The sequence below is a fragment of the Myxococcus sp. CA051A genome, assembly GCF_013336705.1.
GTDB classification, from domain to species: Bacteria; Myxococcota; Myxococcia; order Myxococcales; family Myxococcaceae; genus Myxococcus; species Myxococcus llanfairpwllgwyngyllgogerychwyrndrobwllllantysiliogogogochensis.
Map to the genome: position 1 here is coordinate 167895 of NZ_JABUMS010000013.1, position 17259 is coordinate 185153.

The 17259-nt window shown below is 69.7% G+C and carries 13 protein-coding genes; 4 read left to right on the top strand and 9 right to left on the bottom strand.

Features of this window, described 5'->3' with window-relative positions; translation table 11 throughout:
• Nucleotides 1–16: 16 nt before the first annotated feature.
• From HUA74_RS32205 to fabI, 7 genes are all read right to left on the bottom strand, one after another.
• Nucleotides 17–1087 (bottom strand): chemotaxis protein CheB, encoded by a 1071-nt coding sequence (locus tag HUA74_RS32205; protein WP_174457598.1) that lies wholly within the window; start codon nt 1085–1087, stop codon nt 17–19.
• On the bottom strand, nt 1084–3255 hold the full coding sequence (locus HUA74_RS32210) for a response regulator (protein WP_174457599.1): 2172 nt from the start codon (nt 3253–3255) through the stop codon (nt 1084–1086). The genes HUA74_RS32205 and HUA74_RS32210 overlap by 4 nt, the downstream gene beginning before the upstream one ends.
• On the bottom strand, nt 3245–3790 hold the full coding sequence (locus HUA74_RS32215; RefSeq protein ID WP_174457600.1) for a chemotaxis protein CheW: 546 nt from the start codon (nt 3788–3790) through the stop codon (nt 3245–3247). Before HUA74_RS32215 ends, HUA74_RS32210 begins: the two co-directional genes overlap by 11 nt.
• Nucleotides 3787–5016 carry a protein-glutamate O-methyltransferase CheR gene (locus HUA74_RS32220; protein WP_141645694.1) on the bottom strand — a complete coding sequence of 410 codons (1230 nt, stop codon included), beginning with the start codon at nt 5014–5016 and terminating at the stop codon, nt 3787–3789. The genes HUA74_RS32215 and HUA74_RS32220 overlap by 4 nt, the downstream gene beginning before the upstream one ends.
• Nucleotides 5013–5879 (bottom strand): response regulator, encoded by an 867-nt coding sequence (locus HUA74_RS32225; RefSeq protein WP_141645695.1) that lies wholly within the window; start codon nt 5877–5879, stop codon nt 5013–5015. Before HUA74_RS32225 ends, HUA74_RS32220 begins: the two co-directional genes overlap by 4 nt.
• Before the next feature lie 4 nt (nt 5880–5883).
• The gene (locus tag HUA74_RS32230) at nt 5884–6270 is read right to left on the bottom strand and encodes a response regulator (RefSeq protein WP_141645696.1); all 387 of its coding nucleotides are present in this window, start codon (nt 6268–6270) and stop codon (nt 5884–5886) included.
• A gap of 164 nt (nt 6271–6434) precedes the next feature.
• Entirely contained in the window at nt 6435–7268 is an 834-nt protein-coding gene (fabI, locus tag HUA74_RS32235) for an enoyl-ACP reductase FabI (RefSeq protein WP_141645697.1), read from the bottom strand.
• 295 nt (nt 7269–7563) lie between these two features.
• Here fabI and HUA74_RS32240 point away from each other — a divergent pair, with 295 nt between their 5' ends.
• The 3 genes from HUA74_RS32240 (at nt 7564) to HUA74_RS32250 (ending at nt 12052) form a co-directional block, all read left to right on the top strand.
• Entirely contained in the window at nt 7564–10452 is a 2889-nt protein-coding gene (locus tag HUA74_RS32240) for a 2-oxoglutarate dehydrogenase E1 component (protein WP_174457601.1), read from the top strand.
• Entirely contained in the window at nt 10442–11659 is a 1218-nt protein-coding gene (odhB, locus tag HUA74_RS32245; protein WP_174457602.1) for a 2-oxoglutarate dehydrogenase complex dihydrolipoyllysine-residue succinyltransferase, read from the top strand. Before HUA74_RS32240 ends, odhB begins: the two co-directional genes overlap by 11 nt.
• A 189-nt stretch (nt 11660–11848) precedes the next feature.
• Complete coding sequence (locus HUA74_RS32250) at nt 11849–12052, top strand: cold-shock protein (protein ID WP_015352191.1); 204 nt, start codon at nt 11849–11851, stop codon at nt 12050–12052.
• Nucleotides 12053–12194: 142 nt separating this feature from the next.
• On the opposite strand, the gene HUA74_RS32255 is transcribed toward HUA74_RS32250, so the two are convergent.
• On the bottom strand, nt 12195–14402 hold the full coding sequence (locus tag HUA74_RS32255) for a S9 family peptidase (protein ID WP_174457603.1): 2208 nt from the start codon (nt 14400–14402) through the stop codon (nt 12195–12197).
• Nucleotides 14403–14519: 117 nt separating this feature from the next.
• On the opposite strand from HUA74_RS32255, the gene HUA74_RS32260 reads away from it, so the two are divergent.
• Entirely contained in the window at nt 14520–15296 is a 777-nt protein-coding gene (locus tag HUA74_RS32260; protein ID WP_141648867.1) for a UPF0489 family protein, read from the top strand.
• A gap of 76 nt (nt 15297–15372) precedes the next feature.
• Here the strand turns inward: HUA74_RS32260 and HUA74_RS32265 are convergent, their stop codons facing one another.
• Nucleotides 15373–17244, bottom strand: a complete 1872-nt coding sequence (locus HUA74_RS32265; RefSeq protein ID WP_174457604.1) for a BamA/TamA family outer membrane protein — start codon at nt 17242–17244, stop codon at nt 15373–15375.
• Nucleotides 17245–17259 lie beyond the last annotated feature (15 nt).

Consider the following 17259-nt stretch of genomic DNA (forward strand, 5'->3'; position numbering starts at 1 on the left):
GCATGCACGGGCGAGGTCATCGGCCCACTCCGCCCTCTCCGCGCCCACCGGAGCGGAAGTTGGGAGGGATGCAGCTCTGGAGGATGAGGTCCGGCACGGAGGCCAGCGGCACGCCCTGGTCCGTGGCGCGCAACTCCAGCGCCGCGCGCGGCATGCCGTAGACGACGGACGTGGCCTCGTCCTGGGAGAAGGTGACACCCCCGGCGTTGCGGATGGCCAACAGGCCCCGCGCGCCGTCCTCGCCCATGCCGGTGAGCACCACGCCACCGCTGCGCCGGCCGAACGCCGAGGCCAGCGACGACAGCAGCACATCGCCGTTGGGACAGGGCCCTCCCCGGCTGCGCTGCATGCGCGCGAGGCCCGCGGAGTCCACCAGCAAGTCCTGCCCATCCTGGGGGAAGTACACCCTGCCCGGCTCCAGCCGCTCGCCGTCCCGGGCCACGTCCACCGTCAGCGGCGTCACCTGGGACAACCAGCGCACCATGCCCTGGGTGAAGCCCACGGTGATGTGCTGGGCGATGAGCAGCGGCACCGGCAGGTCCCGGGGCAGCTTGGACAACAGCTCCGCCAGCGCGGGCGGGCCTCCGGTGGAGGCCACCACGCCGAAGACGTCCACCCGCGCGCCGATGGGCGGCGGCGTCACGGAGTTGGCGCGCTGGCGGCGGGAGATGACGGGCACCTCCGCCATGAGGCACACCGAGTGGGCCAGGTCGCGCCCCCACCGGCGCAGCTCCTCCACGTTGGTGACGTTGGGCTTGCCGATGAGCTCCAGCGCGCCGGCGCTCATCGCCTGGAAGCCCAGGTCCACGCCGCGCTGCTCCGCCACGGCGCTCACCACCAGCACCCGCGCGGGGGACTGGGACATGATGGCCGCGATGGCCGCCGGCCCGTCCAGGCCCGGCAACAGCAGGTCCATGGTGATGACGTCTGGACGGAGCAGGCGCGCGAGCTGCACGGCCCGGTTGCCATCCCCAGCCCGACCGACGACCTCGATGCGAGAGTCCTCGGTGAGCAGGGCCGTGAGCGTATTGGCCATGGTGGGCGAGTCGTCCACCACCAGCACGCGAATCGGGCGACGGGTGTTCATGCGCGCCCTCCCCTGCGACTCATCACGTCGAGCACCTCGGCGAGGAGCCGACCCGCGGCACACTCGCGCTTGCTGAGATAGCCATCCGCGCCCGCCGCCATGCCCCGCTCCCGCGCGGCGGCACTGTCGTGCGCGGAGACGAGGATGACGGGCAAGGACGACGTCTCCTTCTTCTCGCGCAGGCGGGCGATGAGCTGCGTTCCGTCCATCTCCTCCATGTCCAGGTCGCAGATGACGACGTCGTACGTGTCCGTCGCCAACCGGTCCAGGGCGCGTGCGCCACTGGCCGCCAGGTGCACGCTGAAGCCACCCGCCTCCAGCATGGCCCGGTGCAGCGCGCGCGCGGTGAGCGAGTCGTCCACCACCAGCGCCCGGCGCTGCGCGGCCACCGCGGCCTGCCCCGACTCCGTCACCAGCCAGTCCGGCCGGCAGATGAGCAACAGCTCACCCCGGCTCAGCGTCGCCGCGCCCTGCCATGCGGGCACATCCCGCACCTCGGACGGCAGCGGGCGGATGACCAGGTCCCGGTCTCCCACCACGGCGTCCACGCCCAGCGCCACGCGCTTGCCACCACTCTGGACGATGAGCAGCGGCTGTCCCTCCACCGGAGGCGCCAGGGCCCGCAGGCCCAGCCGCGCGCCCAGGTCCACCACCGGCAACAACTGCCCCTGGTATTCCAGGTGCGCCTTGCGCTTGCCGATGCGCAGCGAGTCCGCGCGCGCCAGCTGCGTGGCCTCCACCGCCAGCATCGGCAGGCCCACCAGCTGCTCCAGCGCGCGCACCACCAGCACCGGCGAGCTGCCCAGGTCCACCGGCAGCGTCATCACGAAGCGCGTGCCCTGGCCCGGCGTGCTGTTCACCTCGATGCGGCCCTGCAGCCCCTCCACCGACGCGCGCACCGCATCCAGGCCCACGCCGCGGCCGGAGGTGTCCGTCACGTCGGAGCGGGTGCTGAAGCCGGGGCGGAAGATGAGGTCCCGCACCTGGTTCTCGTTGAGCCGCTCCGCCTCGTCGGAGGTGACGACCCCGCGCGACTCGGCCACCTTGCGCACGCGAATCACGTCGATGCCCGCGCCGTCGTCCGAGCACTCCAGGAAGAGCAGGTTGCCCTGCTGCTCGATGCGCAGCGTGAGCGCGCCCTCGTGGTGCTTGCCCGCCTTCTCGCGTTGGGACGGCAGCTCCAGGCCGTGGTCCACCGCGTTTCGCAGCAGGTGCACCAGCGCGCCCTGGAGCTTCTCCAACAGGCGCCTGTCCAGCGACAGCTCCGAGCCCACGACGGACAGCCGGGCCTCCTTGCCGAGCTGGCGCGAGAGGTCTCGCACCATGCGCTGGAGCGGGTCCAGAATCGTGCGCACCGGGCGCGTGGTGATGGCCTTCAGGCCATCCTCCAGCGCGTCGACGATGTCGCTCGTCTCCTCGCCATCGGTGCGCAGCGAGCGCGACGTGCCGGACAGCAGCGTGCGCGCCTCGGCCGTCTCCGCCAGCAGCCCCTGCTTGGCCAGCACCGTCACCACGCGGTCCAGCTCGCGGCCGCGCTCCTCCACCCGCAGGCGCACCTCGCGCAGCCGCTCCACCTCGCGCATCAGCGACGTCACCTGCCGCACGCTGACCCGCCAGCCCGTGTCCGCCGACTCCGGCACCGCGTCCTGCGGATTCAGCGCCGACGCGGCCTCCACCAGCGCATTCTCTTCGGGCGTCGCGGAGGGCTCGACGGGGGCCGACCCGGGGGCCGCGCCCGCCAGCAGCGCTCCCACCGTCTCGGGCGGGGGCCCTTCGGCCACCAGCTGCGCCAGCGCGGCGGCCGGGTCCGGCAGCGCGTCACCCCGCCCATCCGCGTGGGCCTGGGCGCGCAGCATGAAGAGGTCCAGGCCGTGCAGCAGCACGTCCACCACGGACCGGGGCATCTTGCGCGTGCTCGCCTTCAGCGGAGCCAGCGCATCCTCCAGCTTGTGGGCGATATCGCCCAAATCCTGAAGGCCCAGGCTGGAGGCACTGCCCTTGAGGGTGTGCAGGTGCCGGCCCAGCCGGACGTAGAGCCTGGCGAGCGCGCCCGCATCCAGGCCCTCTCGCTCCAGCTCCAGCAGGTCCATGGTGACCTTCTGGATGACTTCCTGGGCCTCCACGGCGAAGCCCGTGACGAGCCCCTGCAGCATCGGGTCAACGGGCATTGCGTCCTCCCGTCGAGCGCGTGGTGAACAGGCGATTGAGGTCGATGAGGTGGATGAGCTGGCGGTCCTGGGTGAAGACCTCCATCACCGGCCCCTCGGCGCGCACGCGCGCGGCCTCCACCACGCTCATGGGCAGGGTGGTGGGCCGGGGAATGGCCTCACAGTCGAGCGCGCACAGCTCGCCGTCGCCTCGGTCCACCACCAGCAGCACCGCCGGGTCCTGCCGCCAGCCATGGCCTCCCAGCATGGACGCGAGGCTGAGCGCGGAGAGCACCTGGCCCTGGAAGCGCAGCACCCCGACGACATGGGGGGCGGACAGCGGCACCGGCGTCACCATGCGCAGCGGCAGCGCCGCGCGGAGCATCTCCAGGGAGAGCGCGTAGCGCTCCTCGCCCAGGGGGAACTCGGCGATCCAATGCACCGCCTCCTCGACGGTCGTCTCCGCCTGCTCACGCAGCCGGGACGCGCGCCGCTCCAGGAGTTCCACCGCCTCCTGCTCCTGAGCCTCCTCCATGCTCCGAGGAAGGATTTTCATTCGAGCGCCCCCAGGTTGAGGTAGGCGTCAGCGGACGCCTGATAGAACCGCGCCGGAAGGGCTTCGGGCCCGTCCACGAGCTGGTCCGGAGGAAGTCTCTCCGCGCGCATGCGCAGAGCCCGCATCAGCGGCACCGCCGCCTCGCGAGCCCCGGAGCGCTCGCGCAGGAGCGCCAGCTCCAGCAGGCCCGGCAGATAGTCGGGCGCCTGACGCACCAGCGACTCCAGCACCGCCGACGCACCGTCCACGTCGCCCCCTTCGATTCGCTCCAGCGCCTCCAGGTGGAGTCGCGCGGGCGGCGGCGGCGGCGTCACCTGCGCGCGCACGGGCACGGGCGTGGCCATGGGACGACGGATGAGGGGCGCGGGCGGCGCGGCGCGCTCCACGAAGCGGGGCACGGGCGTGGGCGAGGCGGACTCGCCCGGCCCCAGCAGACGGAACGTCTGGAGCTCCGGCGTGCCCTCGCGAACCATGCCCGCGGGCACCCGGTCCGCTTCCACGGCGCCCAGGAAGAGCAACCCGCCCGGATTGAGCGCCCGGGCCAGCAGGGCGATGGCCGCTTCCCGCGCGGACAGGGAGAAGTAGGTGAGCACGTTGCGGCAGAAGATGAAGTCGAAGCGGCCAAAGCGCTCGGGCAGCGGCGCCAGCAGGTTGGACTGCGCGAAGGAGGTGATGCGCCGGACGACGGGGAGGATGGTGACCTGTCGGTCCACGCCGTCCAGATAGAGCGGGAAGAGGCGGGGCGCCGACTCGCGCCGGGACCAGGTGCCGTACGAGGCACGCCGCGCCGTCTCCAGGCTGGCCTCGTGCAGGTCCGTGCCCAGCACCTCCACCGGGAAGCCGTGGGGCACGGAGGCTTGCAGCGCGGCGGCCAGCGAGTACGCCTCCTCGCCCGTGGCGCAGCCCGCGCTCCAGCCGCGCAGCGCCAGCGAGCCCCGGCGCAGGGCCGCGGGCACGCCGACCTGGGAGAGGTAGCGGAAGTGCTCGGGCTGGCGGAAGAAGTACGTCTCCCCCACCAGGGCCGCGCGCACCAGCGTGCCGGACAGCGTCGACTGGGGAAAGAGCATCTCCCCCAGCAGGTCCGCCGACGAGCGTCCGCGCGCCAGCTCTCCACGCACGACGCGCTCCATCGCCTCGTTGGCGATGGCGTCGTCGCGGAAGCCGGTGATGGATGACACCACCTCCCGCGCTCGGGTCAAAAGCCGCGGGTCGAGCTCTGCGCTCATGCGCTCCGCCTGGCCTCCGCGGCCTCGACCATCCGAGGCAGCTCCCGCAGCAGGCCGCGCGCGACGAACACCCGCGGGTCCAGGATGGGCAGCAGGTGGCCACCCGAGCGCAACATGCCGATGAGCCCCTCGCGCAGCGGGCCGTGGTCCGCGCCGCCCACACGCTCGCGCCGGTCGATGTCCGCCGCCGCGTACTCCTCCGGGTCCTTCACCGTGTCCACCGCGAGCGCCAGCGCCACCCCGTCCACCTGGATGACCACCAGCATGCGCTCCACGCGCGGCATCGAGTGCTCCACGCTCAGCCGCCGCGCCACGTCCAGCACGCACAGCGCCTCGCCCCGCACCTCCACGTATTCACGCAGGTACGAAGGCGCCGTGGGCAACGGCCGCGTCGCCGGGTGCAGCAGCACCTCGCGCACCGAGTCCAGGGGAATGGCGAACTCCAGCGTGCCCACCGTCACCCGCAGCACCAGCAGCGAGCCGGTGCGCGCGCGCCGCCGCGAGTTGGCCAGCGCCTCTCCCACCGCGAGCAGGAGCTCGTCGGCGCGGAAGGGCTTGGCCAGGAACGTCTCCGCCCCCAACCCGATGCACGCCTCCGCGCGGGACTTCTCCGAGGAGATGATGATGACGGGGATGTCCACCGTGGCGGAGTCGGACTTCATCCGCTGGAGGACCTCGTCACCGTCCATCTCCGGCATGGACAGGTCCAGCAACACCGCGGCGGGCCGCAGGCGGGACACCTTCTCCAGCGCCTCGCGGCCGTTGCTCGCCGTGTGGATGGTGTAGTGGCCGGAGAGGATGGCGCGCTCGAGCGCCAGGATGGCGTCGCTGTCGTCGACGAGCAGCAGGGACGGCAGGCTCACGGCATCAGGCCTTGGACAGGAACTGACGGACGGTCTCCGTCAGCTCGTGGTGGGACACCGGCTTCTGGATGAAGGCGTTGGCGCCCGCCTCCGTGCCGCGCTGGCGCAGGTCCACGCTCTTCTCCGCCGTCAACAGCAGGATGGGCACCGTGCGCAGCTGCGCGTTGCGGCTGGCCCTCACCTCCTTGACGAAGGTGATGCCATCCATCCCCGGCATGTTGATGTCCGCGATGACCAGATTCACCGGGACGAGCTGGAGGATTTTCAGTGCGCGTGTCGCATCGTCCGCCTCCAGCGCCTCCACCCGGAGGTTCATGAGGTAGATCTTGACGATGTTCCGAACGGTCGGGCTGTCGTCCACCAGCAAGACCTTGGTGCTGTTGGTGCTCACGGTGCCACGGCTCCTGCGCAAAGGCTCGCCCACGCGGCGGGATACCCCTGCGAAACGTTGGAGACTCTACCGTGAGGCCTCACACGGTAGATAGCGGGGGGGTCCGCCCGCCGTGACAGCGGGCGGGCAGGTGTCGGATGACCTCGGGGTTCGCCCCCTCCGGCCTACTCGCTCGCCGGCTTGGATGCTGCGGGCTGTGCCCCCTCGTCCGCCTTGAGGTCCACCGGCGGTGCGCCAATCGCGTGGTAGCCACCGTCCACGTGGATCATTTCGCCCGTGGTGGAGGGCAGCCAGTCGGACAACAAGGCGCACGCGGTCTTGGAGACCATGTCGTGGCTGTCCTTGGAGTTCCAGCCCAGGGGGGCCTGCTTGCCCCAGCCCTGCTCCAGCGCCTTGAAGCCGGGGATGCCCTTCGCCGCCATGGTGGCCAGCGGCCCCGCGGCCAGGATGTTCACCCGGATGCCCTTGGGGCCCAAATCGCGCGCCAGGTAGCGCGCGGTGGACTCCAGCGCGGCCTTGCACACGCCCATCCAGTCGTAGATGGGCCACGCCACGTTCTGGTTGTCGAAGTCCAGCGCGACGATGGAGCCGCCCGGGGGCATCAGCGGCATGCACGCCACGGCGAGCTCCTTCAGGGAGAACGCGGAGATGCGGAACGCCGTCTGGACACTCTCCCAGGGCGTGTTGAGGAAGTTGCCGCCCAGCGCGTCGTCCGGGGCATAGCCGATGCTGTGCAGCACCCCGTCCACCCGGCCCCAGCGCTGCTTGAGCGACTCCGTGAGCGCCGTGAAGTGGGCGGGGTTCGTCACGTCCAGCTCCAACACCTCGGTGCCCGCCTTGAGGCGCTTGGCGCTGCGCTCGGTGAGCGACTTGGCCCGGCCAAAGCCGGTCAGGACGATGTCCGCGCCCTGCGCGAGCGCGTGCTCGGCGATGCCGAAGGCGAGGGACTGGGGAGTGAGGACCCCGGTGATGAGCAGCTTCTTACCCTGGAGCAGCATGTGCGGCGGCCTCGTGGGAGAGGAAGGGGTGGGGAGCGGGCTGTCTAGCACTCCTTTCGCCCGAAACGGGACGAAACGGGCGATGGGAGTCCCCGGGTGTCCGGGTCTTCCCATCCCGGGGAGGAAGCAGGGTTTCGGTCCGTGGGAATTCCAAGGGTGAAGCTGCGCTCAACAGGGGCATGAATCCTCCTGCTCCCCTGAAGCGGCCATACCCCTGGGGTGCCACCCGAGGCTCAACAAAGATGCCGCGAAAAACCCCCAACGGGGCGCCCTTCCAGTAAAAGACGACACCGCCATGGCGAACTTCCAGGACACGTTCCTTTCCGGCGCCAACATCGACTTCATCGAGGGGCTCTACGCCCGCTATCTCGAGGACCCCGCCAGCGTGGATTCAAGCTGGCGCGAGGTGTTCGAGCGAAACGATGGTGCCGGCCGTCCCATCTTCAACGCGAAGCTGCTGGAGGCCCCCACGCCGGCCGCACCCGCGGCCAAGGCCAATGGCAAGGCTCCGGCCGCGGCCCAGACGCCCGCGCCCGCCGCCGCTGCCCCCGTGGCTCCCGCCAGCACGGCCCAGGCCCAGGCGCTGGAGCTGCAGTCGAAGGTGGACCAGGCGCTGTTCGCCTTCCGCCTGCGCGGCCACCTGCGCGCGAACCTGGATCCGCTCGGCCGCCCGCGCCCCGCGCTGGAGCACGTCGCGGACGTGGGCATGGTGGACGACAGCCACTTCTCCGCGCGCGAGCGTGAGCAGGAGGTGGAGAGCAGCAACACCTTCCCGCAGCAGCGCGTGAAGCTTGGCGACCTCCTGACGCGCCTGCACAGGACCTACACCGGCAGCATCGGCGTGGAGGTGATGCAGATCCTCGACAGCCAGCGCCGCCGCTGGCTGATGCAGCGGATGGAGCACAGCGAGAACCGCACGGACTTCACCGTGGAGGATCAGCGCCACCTGCTCACCAAGCTCTCCTACGCGGAGGGCTTCGAGAACTTCCTCCACACCAAGTACGTGGGCGCCAAGCGCTTCAGCCTGGACGGTGGCGAGGCGCTCATCCCCATGCTGGATGCCATCGCCGAGGTCGGCTCGGGCATGGGCCTGAAGGAGATCGTCATCGGCATGGCCCACCGCGGCCGCCTCAACGTGCTGACGAACATCCTGGGCAAGCAGCCCAGCCAGATTTTCAGCGAGTTCGACGGCCCCAAGGACCCCAAGGCGTACCTGGGCCGCGGCGACGTGAAGTACCACATGGGCTTCTCGTCGGACCACACCACGCGCCAGGGCAAGAACGTGCACCTGTCGCTGGCCTTCAATCCCAGCCATCTGGAGGCCGTCAATCCGGTGGTGGAGGGCCGCGTGCGCGCCAAGCAGGAGCGCGGCGGGGACACCGAGCGCGTGGGCGTCATGCCCCTGCTCATCCACGGCGACGCGGCCTTCATGGGCCAGGGCGTCGTCGCGGAGACGCTCAACCTGTCCGGCCTCAAGGGCTACGCGACGGGCGGCACCATCCACGTCGTCATCAACAACCAGGTCGGCTTCACCACCGACCCGCATGACTCCCGCTCCTCCATCTACGCGACGGCCATCGCGCAGATGCTGGACATCCCCATCTTCCATGTGAACGGGGATGACCCGGAGGCGTGCGTCCACGTGGCGCGGCTGGCGGCCGAGTACCGGCAGACGTTCCACAGCGACGTGGTCATCGACCTCATCTGCTACCGGCGCTACGGCCACAACGAGGGTGACGACCCGTCCTTCACCCAGCCGGCGATGTACGAGCTCATCCGCAAGCACCCGACGGTGCGCACGCTCTACGCGAAGGCGCTGGCGGAGCAGTCGCGGATTTCCGCGGAGGACTCGGAGGCCATCAAGCAGCGCTGCCTCCAGGAGTTCGACGCGGCGCTCGTCCGCGCGCGGCAGGAGAGCCAGTTCAAGGAGCCCAGCGCGTTGGAGGGCCTGTGGAAGCCCTACCAGGGCGGCTCGGTGAAGAACGCGCCCCAGGTCGCCACCCGCGTGGACAAGGCGAAGCTGCGCGGCGCGCTCCAGCAGCTGAGCACGGTGCCCGAGGGCTTCCATGTCCACCGCGACGTGGAGCGCACCGTCATCAAGAAGCGCCTGGGCATGCTGGACAGCGAGGAACTGCAGTGGAGCGAGGGCGAGACGCTCGCCTACGCCACCCTGCTCTCCGAGGGCCACCCGGTGCGCCTGTCCGGTCAGGACTGCGAGCGCGGCACGTTCAGCCACCGCCACGCGGTGCTGCACGACGTGCAGACGGGCGAGGAGTACACGCCGCTCAAGCAGTTCGCCACCGGCCGCGCCAGCTTCCAGGTCGTCAACAGCGCCCTGTCGGAGATGGGCGTGTTGGGCTTCGAGTACGGCTACAGCCTGGACGTGCCGGACGGCCTCACCATCTGGGAAGCCCAGTTCGGTGACTTCGCCAACGGCGCGCAAATCATCATCGACCAGTTCATCGCGGCGGCGGAGAGCAAGTGGCGCCGGCTCAGCGGCATCACCCTGCTCTTGCCGCACAGCTACGAGGGCCAGGGCCCCGAGCACTCCAGCGCTCGCCTGGAGCGCTTCCTGGATTTGTCCGCCGAGGACAACATCCAGGTCTGCTACCCCACCACGCCCGCGCAGATCTTCCACCTCCTGCGCCGTCAGGTGCTGCGCCCGGTGCGCAAGCCCCTGGTCATCATGTCGCCCAAGAGCCTGCTGCGCCGGCCGGAGGCCACCAGCAAGCTGGACGAGCTGGCCACGGGCTCCTTCCAGGAGGTCATCCTGGACAAGGTCGCCCCGGAAGGCGTGACGCGGCTGCTGCTCTGCAGCGGCAAGGTCTATTACGACCTGGTGAAGGCGCGCGACGAGCGCAAGGACGACAGCATCGCCATCGTCCGGCTGGAGCAGCTCTACCCGTTCCCCTTCGACGAGCTGGCCAACCTGGTCGGCAAGCTGCCGAAGCTCGCGGAGATCTTCTGGGTGCAGGAGGAGCCCCGGAACGCCGGCGCGTGGCACTTCATGTTCCCGCGACTGCACGACCTGGCTTCGTCGCGCTCGCAGCAGCAGGTGAAGTTGGGCTACATCGGCCGCGCGGAGGCCGCCAGCCCCGCAACCGGCTTCCCCAAGACTCACGAAATCGAGCAACAGCTCATCATCGAGGAAGCCATCTTCCGAGGGACCAAGAATGGCCGTTGAACTGAAAGTGCCCCCGCTGGGCGAGTCCATCACCGAAGCAGTCGTCGGCAAGTGGAACAAGAAGCAGGGTGACGCGGTGTCCGCGGACGAGCCGCTCGTCGTCCTGGAGACCGACAAGGTCACCATCGACGTGCCCTCGCCCTCGGCCGGCTCCCTGGCCAGCGTCGCCTTCAAGGAGGGCGACAAGGTGCGCGTGGGTGACGTGCTCGGCCTCATCGAGGCGGGTGCCGGCGCTCCCGCCGCGAAGCCCGCCGCCGCTCCGGCTCCCGCCGCGGCTGCTGCCCCGGCCCCTGTCGCCGCCGCTCCCGCCGACGCTGGCGCGGACGCGCGGATGACGCCCACCGCCCGGAAGATGGCGGAGGACAACAAGCTGGACGTCACCCAGCTCAAGGGCAGCGGCACCGCCGGCCGCATCACCAAGGAGGACGTGCTCGGTCAGCTCAACCGCCCGGCCGCGCCTTCCCAGCCCGCCGCCCCCGCCCAGCCCTCGGGCCCCCGCCCCAACGCCGCCCGCGAGGAGCGCGTCCGCATGACGCCCCTGCGCAAGCGCGTGGCGGAGCGCCTCATCCAGGCCCAGTCCAACGCCGCCCTGCTCACCACCTTCAACGAGGTGGACATGGGCGAGGTGATGGCGCTGCGCAAGAAGTACAACGAGAAGTTCCAGGCGAAGCACGGCGTGAAGCTGGGCTTCATGAGCTTCTTCGTCCGCGCGTCGATTGAAGCCCTCAAGGCCTTTCCCCAGGTCAACGCGGAGATTGACGGCGAAGACGTCATCTTCAAGCACTACTACGACATCGGCGTGGCGGTGAGCGGCAGCCGCGGCCTCGTCGTCCCCGTCCTGCGCAACGCGGACAAGCTGTCCCTGGCGGAGCTGGAGAAGGGCGTCGCGGACCTGGGCACCCGGGCTCGCAACGACAAGCTGGGCCTGGCCGACCTCCAGGGCGGCACCTTCACCATCACCAACGGCGGCATCTTCGGTTCCATGCTGTCCACGCCCATCATCAACCCGCCGCAGACGGGCATCCTGGGCATGCACAACATCGTGGACCGCGCCGTCGTCCGCGACGGGCAGATTGTCATCCGCCCCATCATGTATGTCGCACTCACCTACGACCACCGGCTCATCGATGGCCGCGAGGCCGTCCAGTTCCTCGTGCGCGTGAAGGAGTGCATCGAGGACCCGGAGCGCCTTCTCCTCGACGTCTGAGTTGTAGGTGACGCGCCGCGCCGCGACTTACCAGGGAGGCCCGAGCTCAGTGCAACTCGGGCATTCCAGGCCGCTGGCTGGACTTCCAGGCAGGCGTTTCACTACAACTGGACATTGTCTCCCGGTCGTCGGGGGGCGGGAAGAACGGGCGGCTCTCACACGTCGCCCCGCGAGACTGAAGGAAGTGCAATGGCAACCGGTACCGTGAAGTGGTTCAACGACGCGAAGGGCTTCGGCTTCATCACCCAGGACGGCGGAGGTGAGGACGTTTTCTGCCACCACACCGCCATCAACATGGATGGCTTCCGCACCCTCGCCGAGGGTCAGAAGGTGGAGTTCGAGGTGACGCGCGGCCCCAAGGGTCTGCAGGCGCAGAACGTTCGCGCGGGCTGAAACGTCGTCGTAGGTCCTGGCCCTTCCGCGCGGAGGGCCGATGAACGGAGGCCCGCCCCTGGAGTTGAGGGAACCGGGCCTCTTGCTTTTGCGGGGTACGGGGACAGGCCCCGGGCGCGAACGCCCGGAGCCCGGAATCACATCACAGGTTCTTCTTGAAGTGCTCCATGACGCGCTCCCACTGGCGCTCCTTCACCAGCGGGTCCGGCACCATGTGCGTCAGGCCGCTGAGCGGCAGGAGTTCATGGGGCTTGCCGGCGCGGAAGAGCGCATCGCTGAGCTTGAGCGTGTGGAAGAAGTACACGTTGTCATCCGCGGTGCCGTGGATGAGCAGCAGCTTGCCAATGGGCTTGTCCGTCTTCGCGTAGGTGAGCAGCGAGCTCTTCTCGTACGCCTCCGGGTGCTCCTGGGGCAGGCCCAGGTAGCGCTCGGTGTAGTGGGTGTCGTAGTCGAGCCAGTCCACCACCGGGGCGCCGGCCACCGCGGCCTTGAAGACGTCTGGGCGCTGGAGGGCGGCGAGCGCGGCCATGTAGCCGCCGAAGCTCCAGCCCTCGATGCCCACGCGGTTGATGTCGATTTCCGGCAGCACCTTCGCCAGCTCCTGGATGGCGGCGGCCTGGTCTTCAATCGTGATGGTGGCGAAGTCGTACTTCACCTCGCGCTCCCACGCGGCGCCGCGCAGCGGGGTGCCGCGCCCGTCGAACTTCACGACGATGAAGCCGTGGTCCGCCATCCACTGCGGCATCAGGTGCGCCGCCATGCTGTGGTGGACGACGGTGGTGGTGGGGCCGCCGTAGACCTCCACGATGACGGGCAGCTTCTTGCCCGCCTTGAAGTCACGCGGGCGGGTGATGGAGGCCCAGAAGCCCTTGGGGCCCACCTGCCGCACCTCGGTGTTGGGGATGAAGGGCGGCTCCTGCGCGACTTCGGGCAGCTCGCCCAGCTTCGTCCCATCCGCGCGCAGCACCTGGGTGCGGCTCATGCTCTTCAGGCTGGAGCCGTTGACGACGAGCACGTTGCCGTCGCGTGAGGCGGAGCCGCCTTCGACGCCGTCCTTGTTGCCCGTCACGCGCTCCGGCGCGCCGCCCGCCTTCACGCGCCACAGCGCGCTCTGCGTGGGGTTGGGGCCGCCGTTGAAGTACAGGGTGTGGTCCTTCTGGACGAAGCGCGTCATGCCGCGGAAGCCCGCGTCCGGCTTCACCACGCTGCGCTCCAGCGAGCCGTCCGCCTTGCGCTGCTCCACCTCGGGGCCGCCGTTGCGCTCGGTGTACCAGAGGAAGCCACTGCCATCCTCGAGCCACAGCGGGAAGTCCTGCTCCAGGTTGAGCCAGGCGGAATCCTTCTCCACCAGCAGCTCGCGCGTCTTGCCCGTGGCGGGGTCCACCGCGAGCAGCTGCTGCTCGGTCTGCACCCGGTTCTGCACGAGGATGGTGAGCGGGGCGCCCTTCGCCCACGTCACGGTGGCCAGGTACGGGTACTTCGCCGCATCCCACTGGACCCAGGTCGTCTTGCCGCCGGTGACGGGGGTGACACCCAGGCGCACCTTGGCGTTGGGCTTGCCGGGGCGCGGGTACGCGAAGATTTCGCCGCCGCGCTCGGGGTGCATCACATCGACGATGGTGAGCTTCTCCACCTCGGCGGTATCGGACTCGGTGTAGGCCACCGACTTCGCGTCCGGGCTCCACCAGTAACCGGAGAAGCGGCTCATCTCCTCCTGGGCGACGAACTCGGCCACGCCGTGCGACTTCGCGTCGGAGCCGCCCTTGGTGACCCGCTGTTCCTTGTTCGCGGCGACGTCGATTCGGTAGACGTCATTGTCCCGGACATAGGCCACCTGCTTGCCGTCCAGGGAGAAGCGCGGGTCCAGCACGCCGGGGCCCGTCTTGAGCTCCGTCACCTTGCCGCTGGCGCGCTCCACCACGTAGAGGCGGCCGGACAAGGGGACGAGCAGGCGCGTGCCGTCATCCGAAACCTGGTACGAGGTGAAGCCTCGGGCGCTGACGCGCATGCGCTCGCGGCGGGCCTTCTCCTCGGGGGTGAGCGTCTCGTCGGAGCCCTTGAGAATCGCCTCGGGAGTGAGGACCTCCTTCGTCTGCCCGGACGCCACGTCGAACGCGTAGAGCGTCTGCACGTTGGAGGTGGGCTGGGTGCGAAGGAAGAGGACCTGCTTCTCGTCGGGGGTGATTTTGATGCTCACCGGGCGACCGCTCGAGAAGTTGCGGGTCTCCGTGAGCTGTCGCAGGAAGGTGTCTTGCTTCCGCTCCGTCTGGGACATGGGTAGGGGCTTCATCTCCTGGGCGAGTGCGGACGTGCTCACGAAGAGGAGCGCGGCGGTAAGTACCTGGCGCATGGGTCGTCGAAATCCCGCCGGTGGCGGGGCTCCTTTCACGGAAAGGTGCGGGGGAGCCTACACTCGGCCGCCGCGCAAGCTGAGCAAACCCACAACGGACGTGAGGATTCCCGAGGGATGCAGACCGAAGACGACGCCCCGCGGCACCTGAGGCTGGCGGGCATCATCCGACTGGGGCTGGGAGGCGGGCGAGGGCCCTCGGACGCCTATGTCTTCGACCCCCATCGGCTGGCGCTCCCTTCGTGGGCGTGCGCGCTCGGGGAGTCGGGCTCCCCTGCCCTCCTGGTGACGCTCGACAGGCACCTGGACGTGGTGGTGCCGCGAGAGCCCGGGAAGGTGCCCGACCGCTCGGCGGGACTGCGCGCGCTGGACGAGCACGCCCGGTGGTCGCTGGACGTGCGCAACTACGACCACATCCTCGCGGCCATGGAGGCGGGGCTGGTGGGGGATGCCTTGCTGGTGGCCAGGACTCGGCCCCGGGGCTCCTTCGCGGGCGAGACCTACGTGGACACGAAGGGTCGCTCGCACCGACTGGTGGTGGTGCCCACCGTGGACCGCGCGTCCGAGGCGTGGAATCACCCCGCGCCCGGTGACGCGGTGCGAGATGTCCTGGAGCGCGCGGACCAGGTGTTGCTCGACATCGACCTGGACTGCTTCACGTCGCTGAGCGACGCGGACCCGACGACGGTGATTCCGTGGCCTCGCGCCATCATCCGCGAGTTCCTCCTGCCCGAGGGCTCCGAGGATTTCTGGGACGCGGTGCTGAAGCGCACGGTGGCGATGACGCTGGCGCGCGAGCCGCATCACTGCGGTGGATTGCTCGCCTCCGGTGAGTTGTTCCGCGATGCGGCGGAGGTTCTGTTCCGGGAGCTGCTGCGCGTCGAGCCGCCGTGAGGCACGGCGGCGGCGGTTCGAGGTGACTCCGCGCGAACGAGGCGAGCTGAACACGACCCGCCGCGCGCTGGACGCGCTACAGCGGCGAGTCGAGGAAGCTCGGCCGCAGGTCCGTGACCTGACCGCCCGCGAGCGAGAAGCGACTCCCGATAGGAGGACGGTCTCCATTGAGCACGTAGCCGAAGTCGAGTCGGAACGGCACGACGTTGAACTGGGGGAACAGCACGCGCAGGCCCACGCCCACCGACGTCACCATGTCCGGCCTGTCGTTGAACGCGCTGCCCGAGTCCAGGAAGAGCACCCCGCCCACGTGCACCGTTTTGATGACGACGGGCGCGGTGCGGTACTCCACGTTCACCAGCAGCATCCGCTTGCCGGAGTACTCATCCGCCGGTGCGCCGCGAAGCCCGTTGCCACCGCCCAGCAGCGTGATTCGGTCGAACAGGTCATCGATGTTCACATCCAGCAGGCCGCGCGCGACAAAGCGCCCGCCCAGAATCTTGGGCGACACCTGCGCCAGCTCCGCGGCCCAGTGACGATTGTTCCACGTCGCGCCCTCACCGAGCTGCCGACGGATGGCGCCTGACGCGGACACGGTGGTGAGCGCCTCGCCCCAGCGAAGGCGGTAGCGCGCCGCGAGCCCCGCCTCCGTGAAGTGGTTGTCGTCCCCGAAGACAGGAGGCGCATAGCGCACCGTCGCGGAGACCCAGTGGCCCATCTGGTAGTCCTCCGAGAGCACGTACGAGTCCACGTCGCGCAGCACCTCGTACCGCGCCTCGAAGGCACGCAGGGACAACGAGGCGTAGCCCGCGTCCTCCGCGCGCGGCAGGTAGTTGCGGCGGAACCAGTCGGACTGACCCTCCGTCAGCATCGACGAGGAAGGCGGGTCGTAGGAGTAGTGGTACGCGCCCAGCGAGCCACTCACGTTCCACTTGTAGCGCAGGCCATACGAGCGCGTGTACGAGGCCGCGCCAGCGACCTCCTCCGTCCGGTACACGTAGGGCACCGTCGGGCCGTCGGGATACGGGAGCTGCCATATCTCCGCGCCCCGGTAGATGCGATTGGTCTCCACGTTCCACGCGACGGACGTGCTCACGCTCCACGGCGTGGACAACGAATAGAGCGGACGGCTGACGGAGAGACTTCCCCGCGAGCCCTCGGCCTTGCCGCTCTCGCGTCCGATGATGAGCGCGGCGGACTCACTCAAGGACCAGCGGCTGCCCAGCACGCGCGGGTCGGTGTAGCTCTGTCCGAAGCTCAGCGTGTCCAGGCGGAGGGTGAAGTCCAGCGCCAGCTTCTTGCCTCGGCCCAGGAAGTTCTGCTCCGTGCCCTGGAGCCGCAGGTACTGCAGCAGAGAGCCCACCGCGGAAAAGTCACTGTTGAGGCGCAGCGACCAGATGTCCTTGGTGACGACGAGCAGCGCCACCGTCCCGGGCACCTTCCCTTTCACCGGGACGACTCGCACCACGGAGAACAACCGCAGCCCCCGCAGGTTGCGCGCCGTCTCGTCCGCGAGCCGCGTGGAATACGGCTGCCCCGGTGGGAGCAACACCTCGCGTCGGACGACCTCCTCGCGGGTACGGATGTGGAAGATGTTGAGGAAGTTCGGATACGGGTCGCTCTCCGCGACCACTTCCTCGGTGTCGACGAGCACCTCGGCCAGCGGCATGCCTTCGGGTGACGGCTCCAGTTGACGGCCGTGACGCGTCAGCGCCTCGACGATGAGGGCTTCCTCGTAGTTCTCCTGGGAGAGGCCCTGGGGACGCGCTGGCGCGGGCTCCACGGAGGTCCCCGCCGGAGCCTTCTCCCCTTCTTCCGTCGCACGGGCCTCACCTGGCGATGGAGCAGGAGACGCGACGGCGGGAGTCGGCGTCTCGGGAACAGGCTCCGCCTGGAACGAGGACAGGGTGAGAGGAACGACGATGAGCACGAGCAGCGGGAGCGCCACGCCGCCATCCTGGCA

What these genes read in the sequence shown, in the direction of transcription:
- HUA74_RS32215 (WP_174457600.1), bottom strand. Translation starts at nt 3,790, where the DNA reads ATGAAAATCCTTCCTCGGAGCATGGAGGAGGCTCAGGAGCAGGAGGCG.
- HUA74_RS32240 (WP_174457601.1), top strand. Translation starts at nt 7,564, where the DNA reads ATGGCGAACTTCCAGGACACGTTCCTTTCCGGCGCCAACATCGACTTC.
- HUA74_RS32210 (WP_174457599.1), bottom strand. Translation starts at nt 3,255, where the DNA reads ATGCCCGTTGACCCGATGCTGCAGGGGCTCGTCACGGGCTTCGCCGTG.
- HUA74_RS32250 (WP_015352191.1), top strand. Translation starts at nt 11,849, where the DNA reads ATGGCAACCGGTACCGTGAAGTGGTTCAACGACGCGAAGGGCTTCGGC.
- odhB (WP_174457602.1), top strand. Translation starts at nt 10,442, where the DNA reads ATGGCCGTTGAACTGAAAGTGCCCCCGCTGGGCGAGTCCATCACCGAA.
- HUA74_RS32205 (WP_174457598.1), bottom strand. Translation starts at nt 1,087, where the DNA reads ATGAACACCCGTCGCCCGATTCGCGTGCTGGTGGTGGACGACTCGCCC.
- HUA74_RS32260 (WP_141648867.1), top strand. Translation starts at nt 14,520, where the DNA reads ATGCAGACCGAAGACGACGCCCCGCGGCACCTGAGGCTGGCGGGCATC.
- HUA74_RS32220 (WP_141645694.1), bottom strand. Translation starts at nt 5,016, where the DNA reads ATGAGCGCAGAGCTCGACCCGCGGCTTTTGACCCGAGCGCGGGAGGTG.
- fabI (WP_141645697.1), bottom strand. Translation starts at nt 7,268, where the DNA reads ATGCTGCTCCAGGGTAAGAAGCTGCTCATCACCGGGGTCCTCACTCCC.
- HUA74_RS32255 (WP_174457603.1), bottom strand. Translation starts at nt 14,402, where the DNA reads ATGCGCCAGGTACTTACCGCCGCGCTCCTCTTCGTGAGCACGTCCGCA.